Annotated in this window: 14 protein-coding genes; 7 read left to right on the top strand and 7 right to left on the bottom strand. The window is 36.3% G+C overall.

What is annotated here, in order from left to right; genetic code table 11:
• Positions 1-27: 27 nt before the first annotated feature.
• Positions 28-261 (bottom strand): 30S ribosomal protein S20, encoded by a 234-nt coding sequence (gene rpsT / locus D7I46_RS06485; protein WP_120772159.1) that lies wholly within the window; start codon positions 259-261, stop codon positions 28-30.
• Between the two features lie 399 nt (positions 262-660).
• On the opposite strand from rpsT, the gene D7I46_RS06480 reads away from it, so the two are divergent.
• Both D7I46_RS06480 and D7I46_RS06475 read left to right on the top strand, forming a co-directional pair.
• A complete protein-coding gene (locus tag D7I46_RS06480) occupies positions 661-1173 on the top strand; it encodes an HD domain-containing protein (protein WP_120772158.1) in 513 nt (170 codons plus the stop codon).
• Between the two features lie 285 nt (positions 1174-1458).
• A complete protein-coding gene (locus D7I46_RS06475) occupies positions 1459-2178 on the top strand; it encodes a Bax inhibitor-1/YccA family protein (protein WP_120772157.1) in 720 nt (239 codons plus the stop codon).
• 78 nt (positions 2179-2256) lie between these two features.
• Here D7I46_RS06475 and D7I46_RS06470 read toward each other — a convergent pair whose 3' ends face one another.
• From D7I46_RS06470 to D7I46_RS06445, 6 genes are all read right to left on the bottom strand, one after another.
• Positions 2257-2757 carry a DoxX family protein gene (locus D7I46_RS06470; RefSeq protein WP_120772156.1) on the bottom strand — a complete coding sequence of 167 codons (501 nt, stop codon included), beginning with the start codon at positions 2755-2757 and terminating at the stop codon, positions 2257-2259.
• Between the two features lie 157 nt (positions 2758-2914).
• The gene (locus tag D7I46_RS06465; RefSeq protein WP_120772155.1) at positions 2915-3598 is read right to left on the bottom strand and encodes a LutC/YkgG family protein; all 684 of its coding nucleotides are present in this window, start codon (positions 3596-3598) and stop codon (positions 2915-2917) included.
• Position 3599: 1 nt separating this feature from the next.
• A complete protein-coding gene (locus tag D7I46_RS06460; protein ID WP_120772154.1) occupies positions 3600-5072 on the bottom strand; it encodes a LutB/LldF family L-lactate oxidation iron-sulfur protein in 1473 nt (490 codons plus the stop codon).
• 80 nt (positions 5073-5152) lie between these two features.
• Positions 5153-5923, bottom strand: coding sequence for a (Fe-S)-binding protein (locus tag D7I46_RS06455; protein ID WP_120772153.1), 771 nt, complete (start codon positions 5921-5923; stop codon positions 5153-5155).
• Between the two features lie 143 nt (positions 5924-6066).
• The gene (locus D7I46_RS06450; protein ID WP_120772152.1) at positions 6067-6585 is read right to left on the bottom strand and encodes a DoxX family membrane protein; all 519 of its coding nucleotides are present in this window, start codon (positions 6583-6585) and stop codon (positions 6067-6069) included.
• Between the two features lie 166 nt (positions 6586-6751).
• Complete coding sequence (locus D7I46_RS06445) at positions 6752-7576, bottom strand: HAD family hydrolase (protein WP_120772151.1); 825 nt, start codon at positions 7574-7576, stop codon at positions 6752-6754.
• Positions 7577-8140: 564 nt separating this feature from the next.
• On the opposite strand from D7I46_RS06445, the gene D7I46_RS06440 reads away from it, so the two are divergent.
• The 5 genes from D7I46_RS06440 (at position 8141) to pepF (ending at position 14927) form a co-directional block, all read left to right on the top strand.
• Positions 8141-9562, top strand: a complete 1422-nt coding sequence (locus tag D7I46_RS06440) for an NCS2 family permease (protein ID WP_120772150.1) — start codon at positions 8141-8143, stop codon at positions 9560-9562.
• Between the two features lie 199 nt (positions 9563-9761).
• The gene (locus D7I46_RS06435; RefSeq protein ID WP_420844004.1) at positions 9762-10841 is read left to right on the top strand and encodes a YdcF family protein; all 1080 of its coding nucleotides are present in this window, start codon (positions 9762-9764) and stop codon (positions 10839-10841) included.
• Positions 10842-10954: 113 nt separating this feature from the next.
• Positions 10955-11947, top strand: coding sequence for a competence protein CoiA (locus D7I46_RS06430; protein WP_120772148.1), 993 nt, complete (start codon positions 10955-10957; stop codon positions 11945-11947).
• 125 nt (positions 11948-12072) lie between these two features.
• Positions 12073-12939: an HAD-IIB family hydrolase gene (locus D7I46_RS06425; protein WP_120772147.1), complete on the top strand. Its 867-nt coding sequence runs from the start codon at positions 12073-12075 to the stop codon at positions 12937-12939.
• 194 nt (positions 12940-13133) lie between these two features.
• Positions 13134-14927, top strand: coding sequence for an oligoendopeptidase F (gene pepF / locus D7I46_RS06420; RefSeq protein ID WP_120772146.1), 1794 nt, complete (start codon positions 13134-13136; stop codon positions 14925-14927).
• Positions 14928-14981 lie beyond the last annotated feature (54 nt).

Raw genomic sequence — 14981 nt, 5'->3', positions numbered from 1 at the left:
GCTGTCAGTGCTGACAGACATTTTTGATTAGCCGAGTTTAGCAGCAAGACGTGATTTGTCACGTGAAGCTTTGTTGGCATGGATAAGGCCTTTAGTAGCAGCTTTATCGATAGCTGATGAAGCAACTCGGAAAGATTCTTCAGTTGGTTCAGCTTCAAATTTCTTGATAGCAGTACGCATTGCAGATTTTTGTTGTGAGTTACGTTCGTTAGCGATTTTATTCAATTCAGCACGTTTGATTGCAGATTTGATATTAGCCATTTTGTTCTCCTTTAGTACTTTTCGTAGAAAAGCTGGTTGATGATTGAATCCTCAGTTGGGCACAATACACCCCCCAAGATTTTTCTAATACCTATCAATTATACAGGAATTTTATGACTTTGTAAACTCTGGACTTTGATTTTTGACAAATAATTCCTTTAATATTAATAAAGCTGATACATCATAAAAGAATAGAACGGATGACATTGTGGTTTACAAAAGTTGGAGGATATAACAAAAAATAATAAAAAGATAAGTATAAAAACAAGATAAAAAAGCACATTTAAATCAATTTGTGAGAGAAGAAGTCAACTAATCTAAATAAATAGAAAGAAAAATTTAATCAAAAAAGTTTGTATATTACATTGACAAAGTCAAATTTCGTGATATAATCAATTCATGAATTTAGATGAACAACCGTGGTTAAATGATGCCGAGTATATGAGTTATGTCGGTCATCTTCTCAAAATGCCCGAGCTCCAAAAACTCGATAAAATCACACATCATTACACTTCAACCCGCTTACAGCACTGCCTCAAAGTCAGTTATGTTAGCTACACTATTGCAAAAAAACGAGGCTTGAATGCCAAAGCAACAGCTCGTGCAGGGCTTTTGCATGATCTTTTCTACTATGATTGGCGCGAAACAAAATTTGCCAAGAGCCATGCTTATGTGCATCCACATATTGCCTACCGCAATGCTCGCAAATTGACCACTTTGTCAGAGCTAGAAAAAGATATTATCATCAAACATATGTTTGGTGCAACTATTAATCCACCGCGTTATAAAGAAAGTTGGATTGTTACAGCTGTGGACAAACGCGTAGCAAGTATCGAATGGCGTGATTCTGTGAAATACAAATGGAATGCTCGTAAACATTTCAAACGGTTACCTTCTTTCGATATGAACTAAAATATTAAAAGTTGTCAGCACGCTGACAGCTTTTTGTTTTTCATGTCAGTTTCGACACCTGCTTTAAGACTAGAAGATACATCAAAATCGAAAACCAGGGAAGTTGCAAATTGGGGCCGTAGACGTTATAAAAATTAATAGAGCATTTATTTTTCACAGCGGATTAGTTATAGTAGTGGCAACAATTAGACATAATAAAAAATACAACTTAAGTCTGATGACAAATGATGTATTTTTTGGTAAAATAGTATTAGAATTAAATTAAAAATAAGGAGGCCAAATTTAATGCAAAATATGAATGACAATAACAATATTATCTTTGACCAACAAAAAGACGGACTTAATGCTTTTTTCAGTAAAATCTATGCGCTGATGGGAGCTGGAGTACTGATTTCAGCACTTGTTTCATGGATTATGATTACATTCTTTGTGGATAACCTGATTTCTATCATGCAAAGTGGAAGCTTCGCCTTTCTGCTGTTATGGTTAGTTCCACTCTTTCTCGTGTTTCCAATGCAGCGTGCTGCACTGAAAAATTCTCCGATGGCACTTCCGCTATTTATAGGGTTCGCTGCTTTCTTCGGATTCTTGCTCAGCTTCACACTTCTCATGTACACCGCGACAAATATCACGCTTGCTTTTGTGACCGCAGCAGCAATGTTCTTAGGACTTTCGGTGTATGGGCGTGTGACAAAGCGAAATCTTTCAGCTATGGGTAAGGTCATGGGAGTTGCTGTATGGGGACTGATCGTAGCGATGGTGCTCAACTGGTTCTTGGCAAGCTCAGGACTGGTGTTCCTTACAAGTATTGCAGGGGTCGTTATTTTCTCGGGATTGATTGCTTGGGATAATCAAAAAATTATCAGCGTTTATAATGCAAATAACGGTCAGGTCAGTGATGGTTGGGCAATATCAATGGCACTTTCTCTCTATCTCGACTTCCTTAACTTGTTCCTCTTCCTGCTTCGTATCTTTGGTATTGCAGGCGGAAACAATCGTAACTAAAAGAAAATCATGGGAAAATTCTCATGATTTTTTTTGTAAGCAAACAAAAAAACTGTCAGTATACTGACAGCTTTAATTTTATCCATTTTCAAGCAAAGTATCATTATGTAAAAATGGAAAAATATTACGGACAATAGGTGTAATCCAATAATCAAGTCCATACCGACCAGCATTGTATCCAGCAACTAAAATTAAGACTTGAATCAAGATGAAAGTTGGATTCTCAGAAATTACGCCTGACAAGATAAAAGCGATATTCATCATTAATCCCGCAGAGGCAACAAAGAGTGTATAAGTTCCTAAAATAAGAGCAAGTCCAACAATCACTTGACCCCAAGGAACTACAAAATCAAAGAAAGCTGTGTTTGCACCACTATCCGTCGTCAATGAAAGAAAACTATGAAACCAAGGATAAGCTGTAGGACTGTTCAAAGCACCATTAATTAAACCACTTGCAGAGAAACTCTCCTCAGCAATCAGTTTGCCTATACCAGCGCTCATCCATTGATAGCCGATGAAAACACGTAGGATAGTCAAGATAACAGCAGCAAGTCGACTATGTCGTAAAAATTTAATCATAAAAATCTCCTTCTAATGTTTTTATAATTTAATTATAAAAAAGAAAGATCTAAATCCAAAATAATATCCTTGTCAGTAAAAATAAAAACTGTCAGTATACTGACAAAAAATAACCCTATCAATAGACTGACAGAGTTAATTCCACAAATTTTCATAATTATAAATCTTTTACAATAACATAATTAATTTCCAATGGTCCATGAAGACCAACGACAAGTTGCATTTCAATATCTCCAGAATTAGAAGGACCAGAGATGAAATGCAAGGTTGAGCCTGGTTTCTTATTTTCCTCAAACCAGCTGGCTGCTTGCGTTGAGCGTGCTACCATACGACTTAAAGGAATGACAGAAATATAATGTGTTGGCAAAAAATGCAAAGAACGACCCTGTCCAGCTTCAGACTCCACCGCAATTGTCGCAGATTCAGCGAGGAAAAATTTCGCCACAGCCACGGCAACATTTGAATTTTGCGCTGCCATGATATTTTCATCTCGATATTCTGCACCGATTTTCCATTGGACAAGCTGATTGGACTCTACTTGTATCCCAAAATGATCAAATTCATCTGTTGTTGGAATCATGACTTGTTCCCCACCAGATTTTTCAATTAATCCAGCGATGACCTCATTCATCTTGGAAGCAGTAGTTTCTATTAGATTGGCAGAAACACGTGCTGCTTGGTCTCTAGCAATAGCTAACAACTCGTCTGTCGTTAGATGAGCCAAGTGTGTTTCGGGCAAGTTAGAAATCGGTTGATAAGCTTCAAAAGGAAGTTCCACACCTCCACGTTTTTCCAGCAAAGTTGCTAAAAATTTTTCACGATTTTCAATAGTTCCAGTCATCTCATTTACCTGCCTTATGTTTCTTATACCACTGACGGAATTGTTCCTTATGTGGCGGTGCCACAGGCAAATCACGTACATCTGTCCAACCTTTTGCTAGTGCTGGAGCTTTACGTACAGCTCCATATTCGAAAAGTGAACCTTCAACGGTAATTTCTTTAGCCTTTGGCAACATCGAAAGTCCAGCATGAGCCATATTCATTGCCATGCCAAACATTGCAGGATGGCCAGTTCCCATCCCCACAGCATTCATTTCCATATTAACAAATGAACCATCATGGTGCATCTTGAGGTCATCTTCCATGACGCGTCGATGTGCAATCAAAAGCTCATGCAGCGGAATCTTGACAGGACAAGTTTCTGTGCAGGCGCCACAAAGCGTTGAGGCATAGGGCAAATCACCATATTGCTCATAACCACCGAGGACAGGGGAGAGTACAGAACCAATAGGGCCAGGATAAATCGAACCATAGGCATGTCCCCCAATTTGACGATAAACAGGACAAACGTTTAAACAAGCCCCACAACGAATACACTGCAAAATTGATTCAAATTCTGTACCAATTGCATTAGAACGACCATTGTCTAGAATAACGACATGAAAATCTTCTGGACCATCTGATTCATCATCCGCTTTTTGTCCAGCAAAAGTCACATAAGTTGTCAATTTTTGTCCAACAGCTGAACGTGCCAACATATTATCTAGAATCTCAGCTTCCTTAATTGATGGTACAATCCGCTCCATCCCCATTAAGACAATCTGTGTTTTGGGAATAGAAATAGTTAAGTCAGCATTTCCTTCGTTAGTTGATAAATTGATATCACCCGTATTGGCAATCGCAAAATTACAACCTGTAATGCCCACTTCAGATTTCAAAAAAAGTTTACGCATTGTGTCACGTGCACAACGTGCAAGATTAACAGGGTCATTATCTCCCTCATAGCCTAGTTTTGCAGCAAAAATTTCACGGATTTGATCGCGATTTTTGTGTAAAGCAGGAAAAACGATATGAGAAGGCTCATCCCAGTCAGCGACTTGCAAAATGAATTCTGCAAGGTCAGTTTCCAATACATCCATATCATCAGAGAGTGAAACAAGCATCGGGTCAATATCAACCTCAGTTGTAACCATAGATTTAGATTTTACAATCTTTTTCGCATTTTTCTCTAACACAATTTTTTTCACATAATCATTAGCTTCTTTGGCATCCGCTGCAAAGAAGACATGGCCACCACGAGCAGCAACATTATCTGAAAACTCTGTCAAATAGTGAGGAAGATGTTTTAGCGTGTGTTGCCGTATGGATTCTGCAATGTCGCGCCATTCTTGCCAATTTCCAAGTTCTTCACGAGAAGATTCTCTTTTTTCCCATTGAGTGTCTTGTGCTCTAGCCACAGCAGCTTGAGCAAATTTATCTTTTTTGCTATCTTCTAAACGTTCAGCAAACGTTTTTGTACTTGTAGAAAGTCCCATAGTTTTTAATCAAACTTTGAGCGCTGTATTTTAAGTTATTATTACTCAAAATGCAGCGCTCTCCGTATTCTCCTTTCCTCCTAAATCTTTGCAAATACTGGGTTTGTGACAGAATCAATCCGTTCCAAGTCAACATTGGTATTTAATACTTCGGCAATATGCATCACTTTTATTTTTTTGCCTTCACGATTAAATTTTCCAGCTATATTCATTAAGCAACCTAAGTCGGCTGAGATCAAGATTTCAGCACCAGTTGATACAACGTCATTCATCTTTTCAGTAACCATCATTTCAGAGATTTCAGGTGATTTAACAGAGAAAGTTCCACCAAAACCACAACAATTCTCGATGTGAGGGAGGGGTAGCATTTCAAGACCTTCAACATGATTCAATAAAATAAAAGGTGCTTCGCGTTCGCCAAGGATTCGAGTCATGTGGCAAGAGCGGTGATAAGTCGCTTTTTCACCATTAAATGTAGCCCCAACATCTTTTACACCAAGGACGTGATAGAGAAATTGTGTAAATTCATAAGATTTATTCGCTAAATCAATAGCTTTTTGTTTGTAAGGGTCATCTTCCTTGAACATATGAGGATACTCTTTGAACATCCCAGAGCATGAACCAGCGATACCTACGACATAGTCTGAGTGCTCAAAGGCATCAATCTGATTTTTGATTGTGGGCATAGATTCTTTGACCAGTCCAGAGTTATAAGTTGGCTGTCCACAGCATACTTGTTGTTCTGGTAAATCGGTATCTATTCCTAGACGCTCTAAAACTTCGACCATTGCAATTCCGACTTGAGGAAACATTAAGTCCATCACGCAAGTTGAGAAAATTGAAACTTTCATTAATTTCTCCTTCAGATATATTAAATCTATAAAAAATAGATAATATTATTATTTGTATTCCCTTACATTATAGGATGATTAATCTGTTTTTTCAAAATAAAGCACTGTCAAAAAACTTTGACAGTGTGTTGTTTACATAAGTGTTAATTGACTCTACGTGTATTGATGTCATTATTCAAAAATGGAAGATATTTACGTAGGAAAGGGGTAATCCAGTAGTCAAGACCTATTTTAGCTGCATTGAATCCAGCAATAAGAATTAAAAATTGAATAACTACGAAAGTTGGATTTGTAGAAACCACGCCTGAAAGCAAGTAAGTAAAATTCATCAGAAGTCCAAAGAATGCAGCTGCAAGAGTTAGAGTTCCGAATATTAATCCAAGTCCAACGAGAAGTTCTCCCCAGGGAACCAGAACGTTGAAAATTCCAGCATTATGTCCATTGTTTGTTGTTGCAGCTAGAAAATCATGAAACCAAGGATAAGCAAAAGGCTTTTCAGAAGTTCCTTGATTAAGCGCACCAGCAATCAGTCCTTCAGCATGGAAACCACCAGAGGTATGGATTTTTTCCCAACCTGCTTCGACCCATTGCCAACCGATGTAAATCCGTAGGATTGTTAGAACCCATGAAGCGACAATATTAGTACGTAATAATTTAATCATAACGGTTTTCTCCTTTTTCTGTGGTGAGCTCAGTCCTTTTAAAGTTGTAAAATAACCCTAGGAGTAGAGCTTGAGATAATAGAAAAACTTGTAAACGGTTTTATGCTTACAAGTTTATTTTACTCTGATTTTGTTTTGTTGTCTATTAAAAATTACAATCGCTCTATTATTTTAAAAATAATTTTTCTAATTGACGAGCAACACCGTCTTCATCATTGGTCCAAGGAAGGATTTCTGTCGCAAAAGGTGTCAGACGTTTCGAGGCATTCTTCATTGCATAGGCATTTTTAGCAAGTTTAAACATCTCAATATCATTGTGCTCATCTCCGAAAGCAATAAGATTTTCTAGAGGAATATCAAGAACTTTAAGAAGATGTTTTAATCCAGAAGCTTTACTAATTCCTTTGGGAACGACTTCTAAGATACCGTTTGGGCCTCCCCAAACACCAACATCAATTTTTCCATTGTAGTGTCTGCGCATTTCTTCTGCTAATGCTATTTTGTCTTTTTGACGAGTGGAGATAAGTACAGCGTGTGGATTATCAGTGACACGGTCAGCACGTAAACGATTGTAAGGTTGAAATTTTTCCACACCAAAAAGCTTTGCATCAACATTTCGGAAAGTATTAAGGAAGAATTTTCTTCGGTATTCAACGGCGAAAAAATCAAGATTGAAATTTTGTTGGTGCCTTAATAAGTCAAAAACAAAAGAACGGTCAATATAGTGAGCTTTCGTGTGTTCCCATCCTTTGTTATTAGGCATTGAAATGAGTGCACCGTTAAAATTTATGACTGGACTGCTTAATTCAAGTTCGCGATAGATATCTAAAGACATTCGGTAAGGGCGCCCCGTGGTAATACATATAATATGTCCAAGTGCTTCAATTCGTTTAAAAACATATTTTGTATAACGACTGATAGAGTGACCATCAGATTGTAAAGTTGTTCCATCTAGGTCAATAGCAATCAATTTTCTATCTTTATTTTCCATACCCCATCCTTTATTTATATTCGTTCATCCATTATAACATAGATAGGCTACTCTTACTTTGAAGTTGCAGAATAAACAGAGAGTTGTTAAATAAAAGTATCCTAATTTATTTTCAATTCTCCGTAGAAAACTATTAGATGGATCAAGAATTTTGAGTAAGGGAACGAACATTAAAAAATTATTTACTAATTATGTTCGATATTTCCGAACATTGAAATGTTTTTAAAGGAAATTCCTAACAAAAATCTTGTTTCCTTAAGTAAAACTGATTAGAATAGGGATATAGTTATTTTTTATTTTATGACGTATGCCACAAAAACGTGTGGGATACAACTTTTTAGCGAATAACTGAGTTCAGCGGGCTAGAAAGTTAGTGAAAATATACTTTTCTCACTTTTATTAGTGATGACTACAATTGGCCTATTATGCTACTGTTTTGCGCCATGAAATTTGCAAAGCAACATCGGTTCATTCGTGTATTTACGATAAATTAGCCATAGTTTTTTATATTTCATAACTTCCAAATAGACCCACTTCGCATCTTTTAAAAAGGAGAAATTTTTCGTGAACAAGTTATTTAAACTTGAAGAAAACGGCACTACAGTTGGCCGTGAAATTATGGCTGGATTGACAACATTCTTTGCCATGAGCTACATCCTCTTTGTGAATCCACAAATCTTGGGGTCAACAGGGATGCCCGTACAAGCGGTATTCTTGGCAACAATCTTGGCATCTATTGTTGGTACACTTGCGATTGGCTTGATTGCTAATGTCCCTTATGCACTTGCTCCAGGAATGGGCCTCAATGCTTTCTTTGCTTATACTGTTGTATTGAGTCTTGGATATACTTGGCAAGAAGCGTTGGCTATGGTTTTCATCTGTGGTGTGGTTAATATTATTATTACGTTTACATCTATTCGTAAAGCAATTATTCTTGGTATTCCTGAGGCTTTGCAACACGCTATTGGTGGTGGGATTGGTATTTTCATCGCTTATATCGGGATTAAAAATGCTGGTATCTTGCAATTTATCGCTGACCCTGGGACTTATACAAATGAACACGGTACGATTACAGCTAATTCATCAATTGTGCCTGGACTTGTGACTTTTAATAATCCTGGTGTTTTGATTGCACTTGTTGGGATTGTTGTAACAATGTTCTTCGTTCTTCGTAAATGGAAGGCAGGAATTTTACTTTCTATTTTGGTTACAACGATTCTTGCTATTTTGACTGGTGTAGTTAAGATTGATGTGCATACATTGTTTGCACAAAATAATCTTGGAACTGCCGTTGATCAAATGGGAACAACATTTGGTGCTGCTTTTGGCCCTAAAGGTTTTGGGAGTTTATTCTCTGATTCTTCACGTATTGTTGAAGTTTTGATGACTGTCCTTGCCTTTTCATTGACGTCAATCTTTGACCCAATCGGTACATTTATTGGTACAGGTCGTGCAACGGGTATCTTTACAGATGAAGACCTTAAAGATATGGAAAATAGTCATGGTTTCTCATCTAAGATGGATAAAGCTTTGTTTGCTGATATGATTGCAACTCCAATTGGGGCAATCTTTGGTACATCAAATACAACAGTTTATGTTGAATCTGCCGCTGGTATTGGTGCGGGAGGACGTACTGGTTTGACTTCGGTTGTGGTGGCTGTAATGTTTGCTATTTCAAGCTTATTCTTGCCGCTTCTTGCTATTGTACCCTCTCAAGCGACTGCACCTATTCTTATCATTGTTGGGATGATGATGCTGAGTTCATTTACTGAGATTAAATGGAGCGACCTTGGCGAAGCAATTCCTGCTTTCTTTGCTTCTGTATTTATGGGACTTGGATATTCAATCTCTTACGGGATTGCCGCTGGATTTATTACGTTCATCTTTGTTAAACTGTTCAATGGAAAAGTGAAAGAAGTAAAACCTGTTATTTGGGTAGTTGCTATCTTGTTTATCATTAACTTTGCGGTTTTAGCTGCTTTGTAAGCTCAAAATTATACTTATGAATATTCTGTCAGTATACTGACAAGCCGGTTAGCTTTGCTAACCGGTTTTTTATCTGATTGATTCAATCCTTATATCAAGCGCATTGAATTGACAGAATTTTTTTATTTACAATTTTCTTGTTAGTAATTTTTTAATGAATTTTGTCATAATGTGATTAAAAATATGTTAAAATATGCTCATGGAAGATTTTGGATTATTTATTATTGGCGTAATTTTGACGTTATTTTTTGGGAGTATCACTTTCGTTTTTTGGTGGAAAATAAAGCGCTTGAAAGATTTAAGAACATTGCGCTTGGGAAGATTATCCTTTTTTTATATTATTTTTTTATGGATAACATTGAATGGTGTTTTGGGTTCGTTTATTGTATTTTCAGAGCAACGAAACAGTATCGGTCTTGTTTTGTTATCTATTGAAGCAGTCTTGTTTGCGATTACTCCTTTGGTGTTAGGTTTTGTTATTCCCATTGCGATTGTAGTTTTGACCATAAAAATGTGGCGAAGAGAATCAAAATCTGTTTCAAATTTATTGTTGCCTATTGTCGTTCTTTTCTTTATTGGTATTGATTTTCTTTATCTTTCGGTTGGGAAACTACCAGAAAGTTGGCTTTGGTTACACATTCTGAGTTTTGTATATCCCATCTTGTCTATTTATTTGGCTTGGCAATTTGGTATTTTCTTTTTATCAAGCTGGGTATATGGCAGGCGAGTGAGAAAAATGACAGCGCCTTACTATGTCGTGCTTGGTGCAGGACTCATTCAGGGAGAGCATGTTGGGAAATTGCTCGGCAATCGAATTCGTGCTGCTGTAGATGCAGTACGTGATGAACAGACAATTTTGGTGTTTTCAGGAGGTCAAGGACCAGACGAGAAAATCTCAGAAGCACAAGCCATGCAAAAATATGCCGTTGAAACGCTGGGATTTCCATTTGAGCGCACACTACTTGAAAATCAATCTCGAACAACTTACGAAAATCTAGTCTTTTCCGACAAACTTTTGAAAGATAAATTTCTATTTTTCACTTCAGATTATCATGTCTTCCGTGCTGCTTTATTTGCAGCTCAGATTGGTCTAGAAGCGCAAGGAGGACGTGGTGGAAAAACGGCGATGTATTATCGTGTTCCCGCCTTCATTCGTGAATTTATTGCTGTTCTTAACTCTGAAAAGAAAAAACATATGATTTGGGTTGCCGTCATTGTCGGAAGTTTCATCATTTTTGCTATTGTTGTTGTTCTGATGCAGCATTATAATAGGAACTGAGTTCGCATTCATTAAGAGCTGTGAAAAACAATCGAATTTCATCCTAAAATATTCTGTCAGTGTACTGACAGTTTTTTTGGTGACAATCTGTCAGTATTTTCGTATATGATAGTATGCTGACAGCAATTGATGAAAAAAATAAACTGGTTAACTTATTAGAAAGTTCTCCAGAAGAACTGACTGGGCAATACTTTTGTCCTGCTTGCAAAACAGAAGTTGTCTTGAAAAATGGAAATATAAAAATTACACATTTTGCGCACAAAACTTTACAAAATTGTGAATCGTGGACTGAAAATGAGTCTGTGCAACATTTAACATTAAAGAAGATACTCTATCGTTGGTTCAAAAAGTCCGAAAAAGTGGAAGTAGAAAAATATCTTCCGGAGTTAAAACAAACCCCTGATTTGCTGGTTAACGATAAAATTGCAATAGAAGTTCAATGTTCCTCTCTTTCGCTCAAACGCCTAAAAGAACGAACAGAAAACTATCAAACTCATGGTTATTCAGTGATTTGGCTAATGGGAAAGAAATTATGGCTGAGTCATCAACTGACAGAACTCCAAAAAAATTTGATGTATTTTTCTGAAAATCGAGGATTTTATTTCTGGGAACTTGATTTAGAACGAAAAAAATTAAGATTAAAATCATTGATTCATCAGGACTTGAGGGGCAACATTTTACATTTAACAGAAGAAATATTATTTGGTCACGGAGAACTGTTGACACATTTGCGCCAGCCTTTTTCCGCACAAGCTCCATTGTCATTACCTGTCAGTGCTGACAGAGGGCTTTTTCATTTTGTCAGACAACAACTCTTTCATCGGTCAACGAAATGGTTGGAAATTCAAGAAAAATATTATCAGCAAGGGAAAAATTTACTGACAGAAAACTTTGACAAACCTTATATCGCGCCACCAGGACTCAATTTACTTTCTGTCAGTGATGACAAGATTTCATCAGCAAATTTCACACAAATTACACAAAATTTAGTGCCCTACTATCAAAATTTTTTAGAAAATTTCAAAAAAAATCCGCGAAACAAGCTCTATCCACCTCGTTTCTATGCTATAATAAAAGAAGTTAACAATGAAACAAAGGCAAAATAGAAAAGATTATTCAAGTGGATAGTCTATTTTTTATAGTGCTACAACTAAAAATTACAACATCAAGCAAAGTGTTTGTTCATAATGAATTATAAGATAATTGTTTTGATGAAAAGGTAGGAGAAAGTATGAATATTGTTTTTTCGGATGTAGATGGAACTTTTCAAGATTTAGGCGTACCTGTTCCTCAAATAAATATAGATGCAGTTAAAAGACTTCAAGAAGCAGGTGACCATTTCGTATTTGTAACAGGTCGTGGTATTGGACTTGTTGAGCAAATGGAGCAAGAGATTGGACTAGATTGTGATGTCATCTTCGGAAATGGCGCAGGTTTTAAAGCAAGAGGGCAATTTCCGACTTATAGCAATTGTCTATCAATAGAAACTTTGCGGCGTCTTTTGCCTATTTTGGATGAAGAAAATATTCTTTATTTTATCCACACTGACACTGAGGTGGTGATTCAACCTGTAGAGAAATATGAGGTGCATCTGCAAAAACTCCGCGACAGTCTGAGTTTCATGGGACATCAAGGAAGACTGCTGATGGATTATAAAACAGAGTATTTCAAAGAGCAATGTTATCACGTTGAAGATATTATTGGATTTTTTGAAACATATCCAGAGCGGACAATCGTAAAAATTGAGCTAATGGAAGCAAGCGACAAAAAACATGAAATCCTTAGAGAGAGATTAACTATCAAAGACACTTACGTTTTCACATCATTCATAAAAACACTTGAGATCGTCAATCCTCTCAGTACAAAAGGAGCTGCAATACGCTCTTATCTTGAAAAATTACCTTATGACTTAAGTTTTGGAATAGGTGATGGAGAAAATGATTTAACAATGTTTGAAACAGTTGATGTAGCAGTGGCGGTAGCAAATGCATCTGACACAGTAAAAAACAAAAGCCACAAAACTACTTTAAGTTGCAACGAAGGTGGCGTTGGAAAATTTATTTTTGATGAAATTCTAAACTATACTGACATTAACTAAAAAATCTTCCACTTTTTGAGCGCCGATTTAAAATCAGTCTAGTATGAATTCCTCCAGAAAATAAACATTAAACTGTGGATAATGCTATAATAAAAAAATCTAGTACTATCTAAAAGCTAAGATTTAGACAGTATCTTCTCCGCTAGGAAAATATGATTAAAGTGATATAGAAACTGAGAAAGAGAAATGACAATATGGTTAAAGAAAGAACTGAAATTCTAGAACAATTGACTTGGGATTTAACAACGATTTTTTCAACAGATGAGGCTTGGGAAGAAGAGTTAGATTGTGTTACAGGCAATATTGAGGATGCAGAAGCAGATTTTGTAGGGCATTTATTAGATAACGCAGCAACTTTGAATGAGATAACAGCGACCATGCTCTCAATCTCAAGAGATGTGGAAAAGCTCTACGTCTACGCTTCTATGAAAAATGACCAAGACACTAGAGCTGCAAAGTACCAAGAATATCAAGCAAAAGCTACAACACTTTACGCAAAATTTGGTGAAGCATTTTCCTTCTATGAACCAGAATTTCTAGCGTTAACAACTGAAAATTATCAAAAATTATTATTAGACGAGCCACAATTAAAAAAATATCAACATTATTTTGAACGATTGTTTACCAAAAAAGCTCATATTCTGACCCAAAAAGAGGAAAAACTTCTCGCATCCGCAGGAGAAATTTTTGGTAGTGGTGCAGAAATATTTGAAGTATTTGATAATGCAGATGTCCGCTTTCCACAAGTAAAAGATGAGTCAGGTAAAGAAATTCAACTGACTCATGGGAATTATATTTCGCTTATGGAAAGTAAGGATAGAACTGCTCGTAAAAATGCTTATAAAGCGCTTTATAGTAACTATGAACAATATCAACATACTTATGCTAAAACCTTACAAACTAATGTGAAAGTTCATAATTTCAATGCAGAAGTACGAGGCTATTCATCAGCACGGGAAGCAGCTTTAGCAGAAAATTTTGTACCAGAAAAAGTTTACGATGTTCTTATTGAAACAGTCAATAAATATTTACCTTTATTACACCGTTATATTGTACTTCGCAAAGAAATCTTGAATCTTTCAGATTTAAAAATGTATGATATCTATACACCATTATCAACATTAGACTATAAATTTAACTATGAAGATGGGGTAAAAAAGGCACAAGAAGTACTAGCAATTTTTGGAGAAGATTATACCAAACGTGTAAAAAGAGCTTTTGATGAACGTTGGATTGATGTATGTGAAAATGTAGGAAAACGCTCAGGCGCTTATTCAGGTGGGTCTTATGATACAAATGCTTTCATGTTACTTAACTGGCAAGAAACATTGGATGACCTGTTTACACTGGTGCATGAGATGGGACATTCCATGCACAGTACATTTACACGTGAAAACCAGCCCTATGTTTACGGTGATTATCCGATTTTTTTAGCTGAGATTGCTTCAACCACAAATGAAAATATTTTGACTGAAACATTACTCAATGAAACAGAAGATGATAAAGAACGGTTTGCCTTACTTAATCATTGGCTGGATAGTTTCCGAGGAACAATTTATCGTCAAGCGCAATTTGCCGAGTTTGAGCAGATGATTCACGAAGCAGATGCTAAAGGTCAAGTTCTCACGAGTGAGTTTATGAATGATACTTATGGAAAATTAAACGAAAAATATTATGGCTTAAAAGCAGAAGAAAATTTAGAGATTCAGTATGAATGGGCAAGAATTCCACATTTTTACTATAATTTCTATGTTTTCCAATATTCTACAGGGTTTGCAGCTGCGACCTATCTTGCAGAAAAAATTGTTCACGGAACGACAGAAAATCGTGAAAAATATTTGAATTATCTTAAAGCAGGTTCATCCGCTTATCCATTAGATGTTATTGCTAAAGCAGGCGTTGACATGACATCCGCAGAGTATCTTGAAAGTTCATTCCAGCTTTTTGAAAAGCGCCTAAAAGAATTTGAAACCCTTGTAAAAAAATGAATTAATAATCAAATTTATATCTTAAAATATTACAGTTAATTTGTTATAAAAACT

Source organism: Lactococcus allomyrinae (genome assembly GCF_003627095.1).
Lineage (GTDB): Bacteria > Bacillota > Bacilli > Lactobacillales > Streptococcaceae > Lactococcus > Lactococcus allomyrinae.
The sequence above is the reverse complement of the archived record's forward strand: the minus strand, read 5'-3'. Positions and strand labels throughout refer to the sequence as shown.